Consider the following 19,232-nt stretch of genomic DNA (forward strand, 5'->3'; position numbering starts at 1 on the left):
ATCGACGGCGCTTACTCCTTCCGAAATCCTTGGAGCAAGGTTGAAGCTCTCAACCGGTCAAAGGAGACAGCCATGATGACGATCCAATCTTCCCCCCTTCTTCGCCAGGCTCTCGTGGCGGATGCAACCACCAGCGCCGCCTTCGGCCTCATGATGCTGATCGGTGCCGGATCGCTAAGCGGCATCTTCGGGCTGCCGGAGATGCACCTGCGCATCGCAGGTGCCGTGCTCCTGCCCTATGCGGCCTTCATCGGCTGGCTCGGCTTGCGCGAGCAGATCCTGAAGCCCATCGCCTGGGCGGTGGTGTTCGGCAATGCGCTGTGGGTTGCCGACAGCTTCCTGCTCCTGGCCAGCGGATGGGTGTCACCGACAAGCGCAGGCTATGCCTTCGTGATCGCGCAGGCGCTCGTGGTGCTGATGTATGCGGAATTCCAGTATGTGGGCCTCCGCCGGTCGGCAGAAGCGGTAGCGTGAGCCTCAACACATCGCGCGTCATCCCGGACGGCGCAAGCCGATCCGGGATGACGATACGAACCGTCCCTATCGATCCCGTCCGTTGAACGGGATCGGCTTGATGTCCGACAGGTTCACCGTCTCCAGGCAGCGTACGTTGATCGCCGCCATGGCTTCGCCTGTCGGCTGCTTGCCTTCGCCGAAGGTTGCTGCGCCGCAGGTGGAGCAGAAGCGATGGTGGATGGTGTGCGTGTTGAAGGTGTAGGTCGAGAGATCTTCTTCACCGCGCAGCACATTCAGCGCACCGCGCGGCACGAAGGTGAGCAGATAGCCCCGCCGACTGCAGATGGAGCAGTTGCACTCAATCACCTGCTCGAGATCCGTCTCGACCTCGTACGCCACCTTGCCGCAATGGCAGGAACCCTTGTGCAACGCCATCTTTGCCCCTTCTTCGAGATCGTTATCCCAAGGCTACCATCGCGGTCACGATCAAACCAGCACCAATGACCGCAACGAATCGATCGCCCATCGTGAGCGGCTCGACCTTACCCTGCGCCGCCATCTGGCCGATGATGAGATCGAGCACCAGCGACACGGCAAAGGGCCAGGCCGCTGGCGGTACGGCGGCCTGCTGCAGATGGGGCTGCTGCAACACGACGAACCCGATCGCGATGCCGGAGGCCAGCACCGCGACGATGTAGAGCAAGCGGACACGCGACAGAGCCATCATCGTCACGCCTGGCTCGCAGCCTTGTTGCCGAGCGCCGCCTGTGCGGCGGCAAGACGCGCGATCGGCACGCGGTAGGGCGAGCAGGATACGTAGTCGAGTCCGACCGACTGACAGAAATGGATCGACGCCGGATCGCCGCCGTGCTCACCGCAGATTCCGAGCTTGATGTTGCTACGGGTTTTCTTGCCGCGCTCCACTGCGAGCTTCACCAACTCGCCGACCCCCTCCTGATCGATGGTCACGAACGGATCAGCCGGCAGCAGGCCCTTCTGCGTGTATGGGCCGAGGAACGACGCCGCATCGTCGCGCGAGATGCCGAGCGTCGTCTGCGTCAAATCGTTGGTGCCGAACGAGAAGAACTCCGCCGATTCCGCGATCTCAGCCGCGCGCAGAGCCGCCCGCGGCAGCTCGATCATGGTGCCGACCTGATACTCGACGGCGACACCGCTTTCCTTGGCGACCGCTTCCGCCATGGCAACGATGCGCTCCTTCACGAGGTCGAGTTCCGCCTTCGTCATCACCAGCGGCACCATGACCTCCGGCACGACGGGCTGGCCGGTCTGCTTGCCGGCCTCGACCGCCGCCTCGAAGATCGCGCGCGCCTGCATCTCGGCGATCTCAGGGTAAGCGACGGCCAGACGGCAGCCGCGGAAGCCGAGCATCGGGTTGAACTCGTGCAGCTCGCGGGCGCGGTGCTTGAGCTTGTCGACGGAGGCGTTCATGGCCCTTGCCACCTCCTCCATCTCCTCTTCCGAATGCGGCAGGAACTCGTGCAGCGGCGGATCGAGCAGGCGGATCGTGACGGGCAGACCGCTCATGATCGAAAACAGCTCGGCGAAGTCCTGGCGTTGCATCGGCAGCAGCTTGGCAAGCGCCGCCCGGCGGCCAGCCTCGTCGTCGGAGAGGATCATCTCGCGCACAGCAACGATGCGGTCGCCCTCGAAGAACATGTGCTCCGTGCGGCAGAGCCCGATGCCCTCCGCGCCGAAATTGCGCGCGGTCTTGGCATCGAGCGGCGTTTCCGCGTTGGCGCGCACCTTCATGTGGCGCACCTTGTCGGCCCAGCCCATGAGGGTGGCGAACTCGCCCGACAGCTCCGGCTGCAGCATCTCCACTTGGCCCAGCAGCACCTGGCCGTTGGAACCGTCAATGGTCAGCACATTACCCTTCTTCAGCGTCTGCCCCGCCACCGTCAGCGTCTGCTTGGCATAATCGACGCGGATCGATCCGGCGCCCGAGACGCAGGGTTTGCCCATGCCGCGGGCCACCACGGCGGCGTGCGAGGTCATGCCACCGCGGGTGGTCAGAATGCCTTCCGCCGCGTGCATGCCGTGGATGTCCTCAGGCGAAGTCTCGACGCGCACCAGAATGACCTTGTGACCGGCCTTCCTGGCCGCTTCCGCATCGTCCGAGTTGAACACGATCTCGCCGGAAGCAGCACCCGGCGAGGCCGGCAGGCCGCTGGCGAGGATCTTGCGCTCGGCCTTGGGATCGATGGTGGGATGCAGCAATTGGTCGAGGGCCGCCGGCTCGACGCGGGTGATCGCCTCTTTCTGCGTGATCAGGCCTTCGCTTGCGAGCTCCACGGCGATGCGCAAGGCGGCTTTCGCCGTGCGCTTGCCGTTGCGGGTCTGGAGCATCCAGAGCTTGCCCGTTTCGACCGTGAATTCCATGTCCTGCATGTCACGGTAATGTTTCTCGAGGATGCCGTAGATGCGTACCAGCTCGTTGTAAGCCTCGGGCATCGCGCCTTCCATCGAAGGCTTGTCGGAACCGGATGCAATGCGGGCCTTCTCGGTGATGTCCTGCGGCGTGCGGATGCCCGCCACCACGTCCTCACCCTGAGCATTGATCAGGAACTCGCCGTAGAGCTCCTTCTCGCCGGTCGAGGGATTGCGGGTGAACGCCACGCCGGTGGCGGAGGTCTCCCCCATGTTGCCGAACACCATCGCCTGCACGTTCACCGCCGTGCCCCAGCTCGCCGGGATGCCATGCAGCTCGCGGTACTTGATGGCGCGGTTGTTCATCCAGGAGCCGAACACGGCGCCGATCGCGCCCCAGAGCTGCTCCTGCGGCTCCTGCGGAAACGGCTTGCCGAGCTCCTTCTCGACCAGTGCCTTGTAGCGCGGGAGAATGGCTTTCCAGTCCGCTGCGGTCATGTCGGTATCGAGCGAGTAGCCCTTGCGGTCCTTGTACTCGTCGAGGATCTCTTCGAAGTGGTGATGCTCGATGTCGAGCACCACGTTGGAATACATCGTGATGAAGCGACGGTAGGAGTCATAGGCGAAGCGCTCGTCGCCGGCGCCCTTGGCCAGTGCCTCGACGGTGACGTCGTTGAGGCCGAGATTGAGCACCGTGTCCATCATGCCGGGCATGGAGGCCCGGGCGCCGGAGCGGACGGAGACGAGGAGCGGATTGGCGGCATCGCCGAAGGTGCGGCCGGTGAGCTTGCCGACATCGGTGAGCGCCTGCTCGACCTGGGCCTTCAGCTCCTCCGGATAGGCGCGGCCATGGTCGTAGTAATAGGTGCAGACTTCCGTCGTGATGGTGAAGCCCGGCGGCACCGGCAGGCCCAGGTTGGACATCTCGGCCAGATTGGCCCCCTTGCCGCCGAGCAGGTTCTTCATTCCCGCCTGGCCCTCGGCCTTACCGTCCCCGAAGGTATAGACCCACTGCGTCATCGCTCGATCCCTTGGCTCTGAATACGCCCTGCTGCAGCGCAGGTGTTGGCTTGAAACATGTGGAGCCCAAACGCAAGCTGAACAGCCGAGGTTCCGGAATTTTCCGGCGAGGGAGGCCCTGGGGCAGGACAGGAGTCCTTAAACCAACCTCCACTGTCATTCCGGGGCGCCGTAGGCGAGCCCGGAATCCATAAACGCTGACGGTTCAGGAGGGGATGTGACGCCGGTCGCCCTCTCTGGAAATGTCGTGGTTATGGATTCCGGGCTCCGCTGCGCGGCCCCGGAATGACAGTATTTCACTGGTTGAGGGTGAGGTAGAGATCCTCCCACTCGGGGTTCATCTCTTCAATCAGGCGGATTTTCCAGTCACGTCGCCACTTCTTGAGCTTTTTCTCGCGAGCGATGGCTTCCGTGATCTGCTCATAGCTCTCGTACCAGACGAAGCGGGTCACGCCGTATTTCGACGCAAAGCCCCTTGTATGCTCTTTATGCTCGAAGATCCGGCGCGACAGGTCGTTTGTGACGCCGACATACAAGGTCCCGTGGCGGCCGCTGGCGAGCATGTAGACGAAATAGGTCATGCCACGAACAAAAAAGGCGGCCCAAAGGCCGCCTTTTTTCAAACCCGATACCGCCCGTTGCGCTTCACATAGACCGTCGTGCCGACGGGGACGCGCTCGTAGAGGTCGGCGACATCCTCGTTCAGCATGCGCACGCAGCCGGAGGAGACCTGTTCGCCAATACTCCAGGGCTCGTTGGTGCCGTGGATGCGGAACAGCGTGTCGGCGCCGTTCTGGTGCAGATAGAGGGCGCGGGCGCCGAGCGGATTGTCGATTCCGGCTTCCATGTAGCGCGGCAGGTCCGGCTTGATGCCGACCATGGTCTTGGTGGGCGACCAGTTCGGCCACACGCCCTTGCGACCGACTGACGCAATGCCCCTCCAAGAGAAGCCCTGCTTGCCGACGCCGACGCCGTAGCGGATCGCCTTGCCCTCGGGCTGGACGAGATAGAGCATGCGCTCGTCGATATCGACCACGATGGAGCCCGCCTTCTCGGGGCCCTTGTACTCGACCGTCTGGCGGGCGTACTTCGCCTCCATCTTGCGGCGGTCGACCAGCGGAATGTTGTGCGGCTTGTCCGGAATGGAGCCGATATACCAGGCGGAGTCGCCCGCCGTGGCGACCGGCTGTTGCTGGGCGGTTTGGCAAGCAGCGAGAGGAGCGCTCAGAAGAGCGGCAATCAGGAGGCGTCGAATCATCATCGGTCTTCTGAATGAATCAGTTGCCGCCTACCTAGAGCCTAGGTGGCCGGTTGGCTGTGCCCCTCGCGCCACACCTTAACATGAATTAACTCCCGAGGATGGTCTCCAAGGAGGAGGGAACTTTCCTCTTTCGGATTGAGTGGATGTCCCTGCCGACGGACCGAGCGGCGTCGGCAGAGATTTCTATCCCTCGATGCGGGAGAAGTCCGCCACCGTGCGGGTCGCCTCGCGGATGTCGTTGAGGAGCCGCAGGCGATTGGCCCGAAGCGCCGGATCCTCCGCATTGACGGTCACCTTGTCGAAGAAGGCGTCCACGGGCTGGCGCAGGCGGGACAGGGCGCGCATCGCGCCCTCGAAATCCTCTGCTTCGACAGCCGTCTTCGCCTCTTCCTTGGCCCCGTGAAGGACTACAGCGAGCGCCTTCTCCTCGATCTGCCCCTGATCGTTCACGATCTGAAGATCGGGTGCCTCGCTGTAGGAGCGGCCGTCCTTCTTCTCCTCGATGCGCAGGATATTGGCCGCACGGCGATAGCCCGCGAGTAGGTTCTTGCCGTCCTCCGTGTCGAGGAAGCGGCCCAGCGCCTCCACGCGGCGGACGATCATGAGCAGGTCATCCTGTCCTTCCAGCGAGAACACGGCATCGATGAGATCGTGGCGCGCACCCTGGTCGCGGAGATAGACTTTGAGGCGGTCGGCGAAGAACGAGAGAAGGTCGAGCGCGCGCACATACATGATGCGCGCCAGGCTCTCGGAATTCCCCAATTGCCGCTGCCGGAAGATGGATTCGAGATCCGGCAGTGTCGGATGATTGACGAGCCCGGCGAGAGCGCTGCCCTCGATGGCTTCCACAAGCTTCTTGGCCTGCATGAATTCCTCGAAGAGAACGTCCTTCGCGTCGCGAGCGAAGGGTTTCGCCAGCAGGGAGATCAGCGGCAGCTTGAGATTGTTCTCCAGCACCAGCCGGATCACGCCGAGAGCCGCGCGGCGGAGCGCATACGGATCCTTCGATCCCGTCGGCTTCTCGTCGATGGCCCAGAAGCCGACGAGCGTGTCGATCTTGTCGGCAAGCGCCACAGCCACCGAGACTGGATCGGTCGGCACGCGGTCGGACGGACCGAGCGGCTTGTAATGCTCCTCGACGGCGGCTGCGATGGACGGGTGCTCGCCCTGCAGCGTCGCGTAATAGCGGCCCATCAGGCCCTGCAGTTCGGGAAACTCGCCCACCATCTCGGTGACAAGATCAGCCTTGGCGAGACGCGCGGCGCGCTCTGCGAGTTCAGGATCGGCACCGACGACAGGCGCCAGTTCCTTGGCCAACGCCGCGATGCGCTCCACGCGCTCGTATTGCGTGCCGAGCTTCTCGTGGAAGATGATGGATTTCAGCTTCTCCAGCCGGTCTTCCAGCTTCACCTTCTGGTCCGTCTCCCAGAAGAATTTCGCATCGGAGAGGCGCGCGCGCACCACGCGCTCGTTGCCGCCGACGATGGTCTTGCCGCCGTCGCTGGCGACGAGATTCGAGGTGAGCAGGAACTTGTTGGCGAGCTTGCCGGTGTTGGGATCGCGCAGCACGAAGCATTTCTGGTTCGCGCGGATCGTGGTGCGGATCACCTCCGGAGGGATGTCGAGAAAAGCCTCGTCGAACGAGCCCATGAGCACCACAGGCCATTCCACGAGGCCGGCAACCTCCTCGAGCAGGCCTTCATCCTCGACGAGTTCGAGCCCTTGCGCGAAGGCGAGATCTTTCGCGTCGTGCAGGATCATATCCTTGCGGCGATCCGTGTCGATCACGACCTTCGCGCGCTCCAGCGCCGGCGCGTAATCGTCGAAGCGCTTCACACGGATCTCGCCTGGTGCGAGGAAGCGGTGGCCCTTCGTGACATCGCCCGTAGCGATGCCATCGATGTCGAACCGCACCACCTCCGGATCCTCCGTCTCGGGCCCGAAGGTGCAGATGACGGAATGAAGCGGGCGCACCCAGCGGAGCGAGCCGGGCTCAGCGGACGCCGCGCCCCACCGCATGGATTTCGGCCAGGGGAAGTTCTTGACGATGGTGGGCAGGATCTCAGCCAGCACGTCCGGCGTCGAGCGGCCGGGCTTTTCGATGATTGCGACGTAGAACTCGCCCTTCTTCGGATCGCTCTCGATCTTCGCCTGCTCGATGGAAGAAAGCCCCGCACCCTTCAGGAAGCCCTGGATCGCCGCATCCGGCGAGCCGACGCGTGGACCTTTGCGCTCCTCACGCACGTCCTGCCCCTTCACGGGCAAGCCTGCGATGTGCAGCGCCAGACGACGCGGCGTGGAGAAGGCCCTGGCGCCCTCATAGAGAAAACCACGCTCCACGAGCGCATCGGTAACAAGCTTCTTCAAATCCTCTGCTGCACGGCGCTGCATGCGGGCGGGGATTTCTTCAGAAAAGAGTTCGAGGAGAAGATCGGGCATCGGAGAACTTTATGTCTGAGGAAGGAAACGGATGGAGGCAGCAATCAAGCCGCCACGCCTCCGCCCTCGGTCTTCAGCCATGCGGCGCCGCAGGCTTTCGCCAGTTCGCGGACGCGCAGGATGTAGCTCTGGCGCTCGGTGACGGAGATCACACCGCGGGCGTCGAGCAGGTTGAACACGTGGCTGGCCTTGATGCACTGGTCGTAGGCCGGCAGTGCCATCAGATGGCGGTTATCGTTGGAACCGGGCTTCGGCTCGCCATCCGCGAGATACTTGCGGCAGGCGGCTTCCGCGTCGCGGAAATGCCGGAACAGCATCTCCGTGTCGGCATATTCGAAGTTGTGGCGCGAATATTCCTGCTCGGCCTGCAAGAAGACATCGCCGTAGGTGACCTTCCGGTCGCCTTCGAGCCCATTGAAGTTGAGGTCGTAGATCGATTCCACACCCTGCAGATACATGGCGAGGCGCTCAAGGCCGTAGGTCAGTTCGCCTGCGACCGGCGAGCACTCGAAACCGGCCACCTGCTGGAAGTAGGTGAACTGCGACACTTCCATGCCATCGCACCAGCATTCCCAGCCAAGCCCCCAGGCGCCGAGCGTCGGGCTCTCCCAATCGTCCTCGACGAAGCGGATGTCATGGACGCTCGTATCGATGCCGATGGCTTTCAGCGAACCGAGATAGAGCTCCTGCAGGTTCGGCGGGTTCGGCTTCAGGATCACCTGGAACTGGTAATAGTGCTGGAGTCGGTTCGGGTTCTCGCCGTAGCGCCCGTCCTTCGGGCGGCGGGAGGGCTGCACATAGGCCACGCGCCAGGGTTTGGGACCAAGCGCCCGCAAGGTGGTGGCCGGGTGGAACGTACCCGCACCGACCTCCATGTCGTAGGGCTGGAGGATGACGCAGCCCTGTTCGGCCCAGTAGCGCTGGAGCGTGAGGATGAGGCCCTGGAAAGAGCGCGCAGGGTTCATATGCGCGGGTTCGCTCGTCATGTCGGCGTCCGGTTTGTCTCAAAAATGTCAGGCGAACCCTTGGGATGATGGGCCGCCCAAGTCAAGCGCTGGGGCCATTTGGGAGCCTCGCAACCTCCGCACTGTCATTCCGGGACCGCGGAGCGGAGCCCGGAATCCATAACCGCTAACAGTGCAAAAAGGGCGTGACGCTACTCGCCCTGTCTTGAGACGTGGTGTTTATGGATTCCGGGCTCGGCCTTTGGCCGCCCCGGAATGACAGTGCGGAGTGTGTTTAAAGCCCCAGCCGCGCCCAGGCGGCCCTCTCTTCGAGGGCTCCCACGATTTCGCCCGGGTCTATGAGACTGCCCTGGTTGAGCGAACGGCGCCCCAGCAAGCGGCCGAGCAGCGGCGGGCGGGCGGGTTCGATCATACGGAACTGGACCTTCTCGCCGAAGCGCTGGCGCAGGATGGTGCGGATATCGCCGAGACCGTCGATGAGACCGAGATCGACCGCCTCCGCCCCGACCCAGAAGGCGCCGGAAAACAGATCGTCATAGGAATCGTCGAGCTTTTCACCCCGGCGGTCACGGACGAGGTTCTCAAAGACTTGATGGATCTGGCGCTGGAGCCCTTTCAGGCGCACCACGTCATCTGGGTTCTCGGGCCGGAACGGATCGAGCATCGCCTTGCTCTTGCCGGCCGTGTGCACCCGCCGCTCGACGCCGATGCGCTCGATCAGCTCGTGGAAGCCGAAGCTCGCGGAGACGACCCCGATGGAGCCGACGATGGAGGCCGGATCGGCATAGATCTCATCCGCCGCGCAGGCGATCATGTAGCCGCCGGAGGCCGCCGCATCCTCCACGAAGGCGATGACGGGAAGTTTCTTCTCCTCCGCAAAGGCCCGAATGCGCTTGAAGATCAGGTGCGATTGCGCCGCCGATCCGCCCGGCGAGTTGATGACGAGCGCCACCGCCTTCGCGCCCGGCACCGAGAAGGCACGCTCCAGAAGTGGCGCCACGCTCGACATGGCGAGGCCCGTCCGCAGGGGCATGATGGCGCCGATAGGACCCGACAGGCGCACGACGGACACGATGGGATTGGGATAGGTGCGGTACTTGCTCGGAAGAAGGAATTGCAGACGTGCCGGAAGCATGGAGGAGAACGCTGTTTGTGCCATAGCGTCTATGTAGGGTGCACGGCCCGGCTTCCCAAGATGAACATACCGTTAGGGAAATTGTCGGTCTGCGTTCAGTTAAGACCGTTTAAATCTTCATCATGGACAACAGCCCGGTCGTGACATCGTTTCAGTCGGTGTCTGGGCGGAGTTGAGGAGAGAATGAATGCGTAAGCTGATGTTCGGCCTTCTTAGTTTTGCGGCCCTGGGATTCGGTGCACTGTCAGTACAGCCGGCTGAGGCGCAGCCCTACTATCGGGGTTACGGCTATGGGGGACCTGCGCCGGTTGTGACTGTTCAGTACGGGCGACCCTATTACGGACGTCGCTATTATGGACGTCCCTATTATGGGCGTCCGTATGGAGCTTACCGTCCCGTCCGCACCGCGCGCCGCTGCTGGGTCGAGTCGCGGCGGGCCTGGAATGGCTATCGCTGGGTGCGTCGTCCGGTCGAGGTCTGCCGTACGGTCGGCAGACCCGGCTATCGCTGGTAAATCGACTGAGGGCGCCGAAAGGCGCCCTTCTTCATAGGAGATTGGCCTCGCCCCTATGCAGGGCATCTGCCTGCAGGGTGAACTGCCCGTCGGGACCATTCAGGATCAGCGGCGGCAGGATGCTCAAGGGAGCCCGGCTGCCTTTGATGCCGGAGATCAGGAAGCGAATCGCAGGCTTCTCGGCGCTCGGATGGACGAAGCGGAGTTCCAAGCCCCCGAGCCATTTTTCCAGAATATGAAGGCATTCAGCCACCCGATCCGCCCTGTGGATCATCACGAACCGGCCCTTGGGCTTGAGAAGCCCCGTGCAAGCCTTGAGCCAGGCCTCAAGACCACCCGCAGGGAGGGCATGAGCTGCCGCCCGGCCCCGGTCGGGCGAGATCCGGGCCTGTCCCTCCTCCAGGAAGGGCGGGTTGGTGAGGACGAGATCGGCTCCTTCCGGATTGAGGCCCGCAGTCAGGCGCGAAGCCTTATCCAGCACGTCCGCGACGGCAACAGTCCCGTCCACACCATTGTCGCGACAGTTCCGGCGGCAGAGTCCTGCGAGAGCCGGATCGCGCTCCACGAAGACGAAGCGCGCGCCCTTCTCCCGGGCTGCAACCATGAGACCGACGGCGCCGGTCGCCGCGCCTACATCTACGACCACATCGCCCGGCATTGCCGGGGCGGAGGCCGCGAGCAACACCGCATCGGTGCCGGCGCGGTGTCCCTTGGCCGGCTGGACGAGGTGAACGCGCTCGCCCAGCAATAAATCTTCCGTGATCTCAACCATGCCGCAGCTCAGCCTCTAACCCGGCATCGCTGATCAGGCGGCGCGCCTGCGCCAGATGATCCTCGGGCACGAGGATGCGGCGGGGGAAGGCGCCGATCATGCCCTCCAGGGCGCTCATATGCATGTCGGCGACGAGAACCGGGATATTGGCGTTTTCCAAGAGGGATTGTAGGAAGCCGATCAGAACGAGATCGTTGGTGCGGACGATTTCGACCATCGGCTTGAGATCCTTCCCATGCGGTAAGCGTTTGCATTGCAGCATGGAAAGTGCCATGCCGGTGACTGATATTCCTACCGGCCAAACTGGCCGGCAACCCGGGTAGTGAGACGTGGGCGTCGTCGTTCCGTTCGAAGACAAGCATCCCGAGAAGAATGCGAGCATCGAGAAGCTCGTGTCCCTTGTGGCCTCCGACATGGAACGGGTCAATGCGATGATCCTGTCGCGCACGGGCTCCGAGGTCACGATGATCCCGGAAGTGGCAAACCACCTGATCTCCTCCGGCGGTAAGCGCCTGCGGCCCATGCTGACGCTCGCGACCGCCGGCCTCTCCGGCTACCAGGGTGACGGGCATGTGAAGCTCGCGGCCTCCGTCGAGTTCATGCACACGGCCACCCTCCTCCACGACGACGTGGTGGACGAGAGCGACATGCGCCGCGGCAAGATTGCGGCCCGAATCAAATGGGGCAACGAGGCGAGCGTGCTCGTCGGCGATTTCCTGCTCGGCCAGGCCTTCCGCATGATGGTGGAAGTGGGTTCCTTGCGCGCCCTCGACATCCTCTCCGCCGCCGCGACCGTGATCGCCGAGGGCGAGGTGATGCAGCTCGCCGCCGCCAAGAACACCGAAACGACCGAAGACGAATATCTCGCAGTCATTCGCGGCAAGACAGCGGAACTCTTCGCCGCCGCCTGCGAGGTCGGGCCCGTCATCGCCAGTCGCCCTAAGGCCGAACAGGCTGCCTGCCGTTCCTACGGCATGAATCTCGGCATCGCCTTCCAGCTCGTGGACGACGCACTCGATTACGGCGGCAAGGCCGCGACACTGGGCAAGAACGTGGGCGACGATTTCCGCGAGGGCAAGATCACCCTCCCCGTGGTCCTCTCCTTCCGTCGCGGCACGGACGAGGAACGCGCCTTCTGGAAGCGCGTGCTCGAACAGGGCGACATCGAGGATGCGGATCTCGAACAGGCCATTGCCATCATGCGCCGTCATCGCGCGCTGGAGGACACCGTCGAACGTGCCCGCCATTACGGCGCCATGGCTCGCGACGCGCTCGCCCTCTTCCCGTCGAGCCCGATGAAGCAGGCCCTGCTCGATGCGGTCGAGTTCTGCATCGCCCGCGCCTACTGAGCATAGCTGACTTGTTCTTTTTACAGAACGGAATGGTTGACATAAAAATCAACGGCGATAAAACCAATCCTGTCTTGAGGCGATGCCCATCGCCTTGAGGCCGCGGCGATTTGAGACGAGCAGCTTGCCCCGCGTGATCAAAGGCTAAAGCGCCACGGGCGAATCCCGCCTCGTGGTTCACGAGGATCGATGATTATGACGCGTCTTTCCCTCATGACGGCATCCATGCCTGTCCCTCAGCATCTCCTGGCTGAACGCTGTCGTCGCATCACGGCCTGAAATCTTAAATCCAAAGCTCGAACAACCTGTCCGGTTTCGTGTTGAAGCCGCGACGAACTTTGTCTGAAAGAGACCTCCCATGTCCGTTTTCTCCCGTCGCACCCTGTTGTCCGCTTCGTTCGCCATCAGTGCCGTCGTTGCCGCCGCACTGCCGGCCACCGCCCAGCAGAAGAGCATCAAGGTCGGCGTCATGTCCGGCGCCGAGGAAGAAGTGGCGCAGGTCGTCAAGAAGGTCGCGGCCACGAAAGGCCTGAATGTCGAACTCGTGCCCTTCTCCGATTACGCTCTCGTCAACGAGGCGCTGGAGCGCAAGGACCTCGATGCCAACGCCTTCCAGCACAAGCCCTATCTCGACGCGCAGATCGCGGCCCGCGGCTACAAGATCGTACCCGTCGGCTTCACCTTCGTGCAGCCCATCGGATTGTATTCGTCCAAGGTGAAGGGCATCGCCGATCTACAGAGCGGCGCCAAGATCGGCATCCCGAACGATCCGAGCAATGGCGGCCGCGCGCTCAACCTGCTTGCCGCTCAAGGCGTGATCAAGATCAAGGACGGCAAGGGTCTGTCGCCGAGCCTGCTCGACATCGCCGAGAACCCGAAGAACGTGAAATTCTCCGAGCTCGATGCGGCGCAACTGCCGCGCGCCCTGCCCGATCTCGATGCGGCCGTGATCAACACCGACCACGCGCTCAATGCCGGCCTCGACATCCGCAAGGACACGATCGCGGTGGAGAAGCGCGAGGGCAATCCTTACGCCAATTTCATCGCCGCCCGCGAGGGCGACACCCGCCCGGAGATCAAGACCTTCGTGGAATCCTATCAGTCGCCGGAAGTCGCGAAATTCCTGGAGGAGCGGTTCAAGGGCGCCATCATCCCGGCGTGGTAAGAAACGCTTCAATGCAACTCTGATATCTCTACGTCATGGCTGTCCCCGGACTTGATCCGGGGATCAGTCCCGGCCCTTCACATCTTAAGAACCTCAGCGATGCAAAGACGTCATCCCCGGGACAAGCCCGGGGATGACGGCGAGAATGGCATTTACCGAAGGCTTGTCGCCTTCACCCACCAAGCAGGCCGTGCGCGCTGGATCTGCTTTCCGGCTTCAGCAGCGATATCGCAATTGTCATAGATCCCGAACACGGTCGCACCCGAACCCGACATGCGCGCCAAGCGACAGCCTGCCGTTTCCTGCAACAGAGCGAGCGCTTCGCCAATCAGCGGCTGAATTTGCAGTGCAGGCGGTTCGAGATCGTTGCGCGCGCTTTTCAAAGCATCGATCAGCGCACTTCGCTCAACGCTCGGATGACTCGCTCCCGCCAGATTCTGACCGGGCTGCAACCCAAGCGCTTTGAACACCGCGGGCGTCTCGACCGGCGCGCGTGGATTAACCAGCACGGCGAACAGGCGCGGCAGGTTCAGAGGTGCGCCGAGTTCCTCACCTGAACCGCGCATCATGCGCGCCCTCGGCTCCAGGCAAACGGGCACATCCGCACCCGTCAGGCGCGCTGCTTCGCGCACGGCAGGGTGAGACAGCGGCAGGCCATTGAGGCGAGCCAGCAGCCGCAGGGCGGCCGCCGCATCGGATGATCCGCCGCCAATCCCGGCCGCGACCGGCAGGCGCTTCGTCAGGTGGAAGGTGCCGAGCCGCAGGCCTCTCACACGATCCGCCAGAAGATGCGCAGCCTTCAGGACGAGATTGTCGGCATCGCTTCCAGCGAGCGAGGCTGTCGGGCCGCTGACTTCAAGCGCCAGCCCTGCTCCGGGCTCGATCCGCAGATCGTCGCCCGTGCCGGCGAAGGCCACGAGGCTCTCCAGCTCATGATAGCCATCTGCCCGGCGCCCAAGCACGTGGAGCGTCAGGTTGATTTTGGCGGGCGCGCGGGTTGCAAGCGGCTGAAGCATGGCGTCTCAATGCCCGAGAGCGAGGCCGTTGGGAAGGATTGCCTCTAACGCTCCACTGTCATTCCGCGGGCGCCGTAGGTGAACCCGGAATGACGGTGTAAAACGTCTCAGAAAAGAAAATGGCCGGGACGAGCCCGGCCATGAGATCAATATAATAAACGTGGAGATTACATAATAAACGTGGAGATTACCCGCCGTTCTTCTTCGGCGCTTCCGGCTGGGGCGCAGGCACGTTCTCGGCGGCGGCCGGCTTCGGCTCCTCTTCGAGACCGTTATCGATCTTCTTGAGGATCTTCACCAATTCCTCCTGCTCGGGATCGGAAGACTTGGCGTGGTCCCACTGGAATTTCGCCTCGACCTTGCGCCCGACCTTCCAATAGGCGTCGCCCAGATGATCGTTGATGGTCGGATCGCCCGGCTTCAACTCCACGGCCTTTTCCAGTTCGCGCGCGGCGTCGTCGTAGCGGCCCATGCGGTAATAGGCCCAGCCGAGCGAGTCGATGATCATTCCGTCGCGGGGCGCGAGCTCCACGGCCTTCGTGAGCATCTTGAAGGCCTCGTCGATATTCATGTTCTGGTCGACCCAGGAATAGGCCAGGTAGTTCATCACCTGCGCCCGGCCGGCCGGAAGCCCCTCGGGAACGAGTTCCAGGGCCTTTTTCAGATCGATCTCCGCCTTGTCCCACTGCTTCGCGCGCTCGTAGGACGTGCCGCGATAGAAGTAGAGGATCCAGTGGCCGCGCTCGGGCTGGCCAATGAGGTTGATCGCCTTGGAATAGGTTTCGGCGGCCTCGGCGAATTTCTTGCGCGAGCGCTGCACGTTGCCGAGCGCCATGACGACTTCCACATCGTCCGGACGCTCCTTCATGAGCTTCTCGAGATGAGAAATCGCGTCCTCGCCCCGACCCATCAGCTCGAAATTGTGGCCGATGGAGATGTCGGCGCTCGGCCGCACGGGCGAATCCTTCGGGATTTTCTCGAAGATCGCGTTGGCCTTGTCGTATTGCTTCAGGCGCTCGTAGACGTCGCCGAGCGTCACGAGGGCGAGCGGATGATCGCCCTTCAGATCGAGACCGAGCCGCAGATAGATGATGGCGGTGAGCTCGTCGCCCTGCGTATTGCCGACGACGCCGAGGCCGTAGAGCAGTTCCGCCGCGCCATCCTGCGCATTGGTGACAAGCGGTGTGAGGGGCTTGCCCTCCTCCAGCGCCTTCATGGCCGCGCGGACAATTGGATGGCGAGGCGCCACCTCGTCGAAGGCCTGGTAGATCTTCAGAGCCTCATCCTTGCGGCCGCGCTTGGCCAGGAAGCGGCCATAGGCATCGACCACCTGGAGGGTGTTGCGCTCGCCCTCGTAGGCCGCCTTGAAGCGCTTCTCGGCCTCGGTCGGATTGCCGACCACGTCCGCGATCAGGGCGGCGTGGTATTCCCTGAACTGGTCGAAGGCGCGCTCGTTCTTAAGCTTGTCGACGGTGGCCAGCGCCTGCTTGCCGTCCTTGGAGCCGGCATAGGTCCAGGCGGTCAGAAGCGTCGCCGTCAGATCCGCCTGACGGCCGCGGGCGCCCTTCGTGAGGCGCGACCGGGCATCGGCATATTTCTGGCCCTTGAGGGAGCGGACTGCGAGAGCGAACTGCGCCAGGTTGTTCGACGGGTCCTGGGCGGACAGGCGCTCGGCCGCGCGGACAGCCTCGGTCATGGAGCCGTTGGCCAGGAAAGCCACGAAGGCACGCTCCAAAAGCTCCTGGTTGCGAGGGTCCTCCTGGATCGCCTCGCGGAAGAAGATGGTCGCAGCCTCGGTATCCCGCGCGGAGCCTGCCACATAGGCCGAAAGATAGTTGCCCTCCAGGCTCTGGGCGGGCCTCACGATCTCGTCTTCCGTATTCGCGGCTACGACCGGCGCGGCCAGCAGGCCGGCAGCCATAAGCATCAGTGCAGGCAGGCCCTTACGGGCCAAAGGCAGTTTCAAAGTGGGCACGAAGCGCGGCTCCAATCATCGCAACATCTCTTGATGGTGGAGATGTGCGTCAAATCAGGCCGGAGAATGGCGTCTCCCTCCAGTGGCCGCAAGGGGACAATTGCCGCTGGGGACGTAAAAGCCGCGTGAGGGAGTGGGTAAGGCGAGAAACAGCAAAGCGTCATCCCGGGGCTGCGAAGCAGAACCCGGGATCGTTAGGCGAGAATGACGCTATGTTCTTTTGCCGATCCCGGATCGCCTGCGGCGTCCGGGATGACCGCCAAACGGCGAATACTGTCACATATTGACGTAGTTCGGTCCGCCGCCGCCCTCGGGCGTGACCCAGTTGATGTTCTGGTTCGGGTCCTTGATGTCACAGGTTTTGCAGTGGACGCAGTTCTGGGCGTTGATCTGGTAGCGCACGCCGCCCTCGCCCTCGACCCACTCATACACGCCCGCCGGGCAGTAGTGCTGCGAGGGGCCGCCATAGACATCATGCTCGGAGGCCTTTTGCAGGCTTGGATCCTTGACCTTGAGATGGACCGGCTGGTCCTCCTCGTGGTTGGTGTTCGACAAAAACACCGAGGACAGCTTGTCGAAGGTCAGCACCCCATCCGGCTTGTCGTACTTGATCGGCGTCACCTGATCGAGGGGCAGCAGGCATTCATGGTCCGGCTTGCCGTGCTTCATGGTGCCGAAGGGCGACCAGTTGAAGATCTCGGTCAGCCACATGTCGAGTCCGCCCAAGGCCACGCCGATAGCGGTGCCGTAGCGCGACCAGAGCGGCTTCACGTTGCGCACCCGCTTCAAATCGTAGCCGATCGGCGAGGCGCGCCAGGATTCCTCGTAAGCCGCGACCTCGTCATGGGCCCGGCCCGCCTGCAGGGCCGCAAAGACATGATCGGCGCAGAGCATGCCCGACAGGATCGCGTTGTGGCTGCCCTTGATGCGCGGCACATTGACGAAGCCGGCCGAGTCGCCGACCAGGCAGCCGCCCGGGAAGCTCAGGCGCGGCACCGACTGCCAGCCGCCCTCCATGATCGCCCGCGCCCCGTAGCCGATGCGCTTGCCGCCCTCGAACACGTCGCGCACCATCGGGTGCGTCTTGAAGCGCTGGAACTCGTCGAAGGGCGACAGGGTCGGGTTCTTGTAGTTGAGATGCACCACGAAACCGACCGACACCAGATTGTCGTCGAAATGGTAGAGCCAAGAGCCGCCGCCGGCATTGTTGGGCAGCGGCCAGCCCATGGAGTGGCGCACCAGGCCGGGCTGGAAGTGCTCGGGCTTCACCTGCCACAGCTCCTTGATGCCGATGCCATATTTCTGATGATCCCGGCCGGCATTGAGGCCGAAGCGCTCGACCATCTGCTTGGTGAGCGAGCCGCGGGCGCCTTCGCCGAAGATCGTGTACTTGGCGCGCAGCTCCATGCCGCGGGTGAAGTTGGCGTTGGGCTCGCCGTTGCGGCTGATGCCCATGTCGCCGGTAGCCACACCCACTACCTTGCCGTCCTCGACCAGCACTTCCGATGCCGGGAAGCCGGGATAGATCTCGACACCGAGTTCTTCCGCCTTGCGGCCGAGATAGCGGGCGACGTTGCCGAGCGAGCCGACGAAATTGCCGTGGTTGTTCATGAGCTTGGGCATGAACACGTTGGGGAACTTCACGCCGCCGGCATGTCCCAGATACATGAACTCGTCGGCGGTGACCTGCGTCTTCAGAGGTCGGTCGGGATCTTCGCGCCACTCCGGCAGCAGGCCGTCGAGGCCGATGGGATCGATCACTGCGCCGGAGAGGATGTGGGCGCCGACCTCGGAGCCCTTCTCCACCACCACCACGGAGAGGTCCGCCCCGGCTTGCGCCGCCTGCTGTTTGAGCCGGATCGCCGTCGCGAGACCGGCAGGGCCGGCGCCGACGATGACGACGTCGAACTCCATCGATTCACGGGCGGGCAGATCGGACATGAGTGTTCTCCTGTACGCGACTTCGAAGCATCAAGGACCAGATCGTTTACATATGAACAATCTCGCCGACTTCTCAAGTGCAGCCTTCTTTGGAACTGTCCTAGCTTCATTGCGGCCCGTCTGAAAGTTCCCTTTCTGCATAAGGTTATGCCGAAACCCGATTATGCCGTCTGTTCTGAGTGAAATGGACGGGCTCGATGATGCAGTGGAAAAGGTCATCCTGAGTTGTTCGACACCGACGGGAGGTTTACAAAAAAAGCATGCAGGATCATCTGTCCAACCACGCGGCGTTCTATACGCTTTTCGAGACGCCCATCGGCTTCTGCGGGCTTGCTTGGAACGAGCGCGGCGTCATCGGCTTTCAGCTTCCTGAGGACGATGTATCGAGAACACGTGGCCGCATCGCCAAGCGCTTCCCCGGGATCTGCGAAGCCGTGGCTTCACCGACCATTCAGGGCATCATCGCCGATGTAACGGCTCTGCTGCAGGGTGAAGCACGCGATCTGTCCGACGTGCAATTGGACATGGACGGCGTGTCCGACTTCGACCGTCGCGTTTACGAGGTCGCCCGCAGCATTCCGCCGGGCCGCGTGCTGACCTACGGCGAGGTCGCATCCCGGCTCGGCATCGACAACGCCCGGGCGATCGGGCAGTCGCTCGGGCGCAATCCGTTTGCCGTTATCGTCCCCTGCCACCGGGTCGTCGCGGCGGATGGCAAACTCGGAGGCTTCTCGGCCAATGGCGGTGCCACGACCAAGCGTCGCCTCCTCGCCATCGAAGGCGCCCGACGCGACGAGAGCCCGACGCTCTTCGACTTGATCTCGTGAGAGCAAGAT

The 19,232-nt window shown here is 63.2% G+C and carries 18 protein-coding genes; 5 read left to right on the plus strand and 13 right to left on the minus strand.

Annotation, left to right across the window (positions count from 1 at the left end):
- Positions 1-72 precede the first annotated feature (72 nt).
- Entirely contained in the window at positions 73-474 is a 402-nt protein-coding gene (locus ACS5Q1_RS06325) for a hypothetical protein (RefSeq protein ID WP_473097376.1), read from the plus strand.
- Positions 475-540: 66 nt separating this feature from the next.
- On the opposite strand, the gene ACS5Q1_RS06330 is transcribed toward ACS5Q1_RS06325, so the two are convergent.
- The 8 genes from ACS5Q1_RS06330 to ACS5Q1_RS06365 all read right to left on the minus strand — a co-directional run bounded on the left by ACS5Q1_RS06330 (position 541) and on the right by ACS5Q1_RS06365 (position 9,688).
- Positions 541-891 carry a GFA family protein gene (locus ACS5Q1_RS06330; RefSeq protein ID WP_473097377.1) on the minus strand — a complete coding sequence of 117 codons (351 nt, stop codon included), beginning with the start codon at positions 889-891 and terminating at the stop codon, positions 541-543.
- A 22-nt stretch (positions 892-913) separates the two neighbouring features.
- Positions 914-1,189 carry a hypothetical protein gene (locus ACS5Q1_RS06335; RefSeq protein WP_203440687.1) on the minus strand — a complete coding sequence of 92 codons (276 nt, stop codon included), beginning with the start codon at positions 1,187-1,189 and terminating at the stop codon, positions 914-916.
- Positions 1,186-3,864: a pyruvate, phosphate dikinase gene (gene ppdK / locus ACS5Q1_RS06340; protein ID WP_473097378.1), complete on the minus strand. Its 2,679-nt coding sequence runs from the start codon at positions 3,862-3,864 to the stop codon at positions 1,186-1,188. Before ppdK ends, ACS5Q1_RS06335 begins: the two co-directional genes overlap by 4 nt.
- A 296-nt stretch (positions 3,865-4,160) precedes the next feature.
- Entirely contained in the window at positions 4,161-4,445 is a 285-nt protein-coding gene (locus tag ACS5Q1_RS06345) for a GIY-YIG nuclease family protein (protein ID WP_473097379.1), read from the minus strand.
- Positions 4,446-4,483: 38 nt separating this feature from the next.
- Complete coding sequence (locus ACS5Q1_RS06350; RefSeq protein WP_203440690.1) at positions 4,484-5,125, minus strand: L,D-transpeptidase; 642 nt, start codon at positions 5,123-5,125, stop codon at positions 4,484-4,486.
- Positions 5,126-5,308: 183 nt separating this feature from the next.
- Positions 5,309-7,564 carry a glycine--tRNA ligase subunit beta gene (gene glyS, locus ACS5Q1_RS06355; protein ID WP_473097380.1) on the minus strand — a complete coding sequence of 752 codons (2,256 nt, stop codon included), beginning with the start codon at positions 7,562-7,564 and terminating at the stop codon, positions 5,309-5,311.
- Between the two features lie 44 nt (positions 7,565-7,608).
- Positions 7,609-8,550, minus strand: a complete 942-nt coding sequence (locus ACS5Q1_RS06360; protein ID WP_473097381.1) for a glycine--tRNA ligase subunit alpha — start codon at positions 8,548-8,550, stop codon at positions 7,609-7,611.
- A gap of 253 nt (positions 8,551-8,803) precedes the next feature.
- Positions 8,804-9,688, minus strand: coding sequence for a S49 family peptidase (locus tag ACS5Q1_RS06365; protein WP_473097382.1), 885 nt, complete (start codon positions 9,686-9,688; stop codon positions 8,804-8,806).
- Positions 9,689-9,851: 163 nt separating this feature from the next.
- On the opposite strand from ACS5Q1_RS06365, the gene ACS5Q1_RS06370 reads away from it, so the two are divergent.
- Positions 9,852-10,178, plus strand: a complete 327-nt coding sequence (locus tag ACS5Q1_RS06370; RefSeq protein ID WP_473097383.1) for a hypothetical protein — start codon at positions 9,852-9,854, stop codon at positions 10,176-10,178.
- A 31-nt stretch (positions 10,179-10,209) separates the two neighbouring features.
- Here the strand turns inward: ACS5Q1_RS06370 and ACS5Q1_RS06375 are convergent, their stop codons facing one another.
- Positions 10,210-10,950: a tRNA1(Val) (adenine(37)-N6)-methyltransferase gene (locus tag ACS5Q1_RS06375; protein WP_473097384.1), complete on the minus strand. Its 741-nt coding sequence runs from the start codon at positions 10,948-10,950 to the stop codon at positions 10,210-10,212.
- Positions 10,943-11,167 carry a putative signal transducing protein gene (locus ACS5Q1_RS06380; protein WP_203440695.1) on the minus strand — a complete coding sequence of 75 codons (225 nt, stop codon included), beginning with the start codon at positions 11,165-11,167 and terminating at the stop codon, positions 10,943-10,945. The genes ACS5Q1_RS06375 and ACS5Q1_RS06380 overlap by 8 nt, the downstream gene beginning before the upstream one ends.
- 112 nt (positions 11,168-11,279) lie before the next feature.
- Between ACS5Q1_RS06380 and ACS5Q1_RS06385 the strand changes: the two genes are divergently transcribed.
- Together ACS5Q1_RS06385 and ACS5Q1_RS06390 are read left to right on the plus strand one after the other, a co-directional pair.
- The gene (locus tag ACS5Q1_RS06385) at positions 11,280-12,299 is read left to right on the plus strand and encodes a polyprenyl synthetase family protein (protein ID WP_203440696.1); all 1,020 of its coding nucleotides are present in this window, start codon (positions 11,280-11,282) and stop codon (positions 12,297-12,299) included.
- 358 nt (positions 12,300-12,657) lie between these two features.
- The gene (locus ACS5Q1_RS06390; RefSeq protein ID WP_473097385.1) at positions 12,658-13,464 is read left to right on the plus strand and encodes a MetQ/NlpA family ABC transporter substrate-binding protein; all 807 of its coding nucleotides are present in this window, start codon (positions 12,658-12,660) and stop codon (positions 13,462-13,464) included.
- A 152-nt stretch (positions 13,465-13,616) separates the two neighbouring features.
- Here the strand turns inward: ACS5Q1_RS06390 and ACS5Q1_RS06395 are convergent, their stop codons facing one another.
- From ACS5Q1_RS06395 to ACS5Q1_RS06405, 3 genes are all read right to left on the minus strand, one after another.
- Complete coding sequence (locus tag ACS5Q1_RS06395; RefSeq protein WP_473097386.1) at positions 13,617-14,480, minus strand: 4-(cytidine 5'-diphospho)-2-C-methyl-D-erythritol kinase; 864 nt, start codon at positions 14,478-14,480, stop codon at positions 13,617-13,619.
- A gap of 187 nt (positions 14,481-14,667) precedes the next feature.
- Positions 14,668-16,455, minus strand: a complete 1,788-nt coding sequence (locus ACS5Q1_RS06400) for a tetratricopeptide repeat protein (RefSeq protein ID WP_473097387.1) — start codon at positions 16,453-16,455, stop codon at positions 14,668-14,670.
- Between the two features lie 276 nt (positions 16,456-16,731).
- Positions 16,732-18,396: an electron transfer flavoprotein-ubiquinone oxidoreductase gene (locus tag ACS5Q1_RS06405; RefSeq protein WP_473097388.1), complete on the minus strand. Its 1,665-nt coding sequence runs from the start codon at positions 18,394-18,396 to the stop codon at positions 16,732-16,734.
- 260 nt (positions 18,397-18,656) lie between these two features.
- Between ACS5Q1_RS06405 and ACS5Q1_RS06410 the strand changes: the two genes are divergently transcribed.
- A complete protein-coding gene (locus ACS5Q1_RS06410) occupies positions 18,657-19,223 on the plus strand; it encodes a methylated-DNA--[protein]-cysteine S-methyltransferase (RefSeq protein ID WP_473097389.1) in 567 nt (188 codons plus the stop codon).
- Positions 19,224-19,232 lie beyond the last annotated feature (9 nt).

Source organism: Microvirga sp. GN3, from assembly GCF_055792825.1.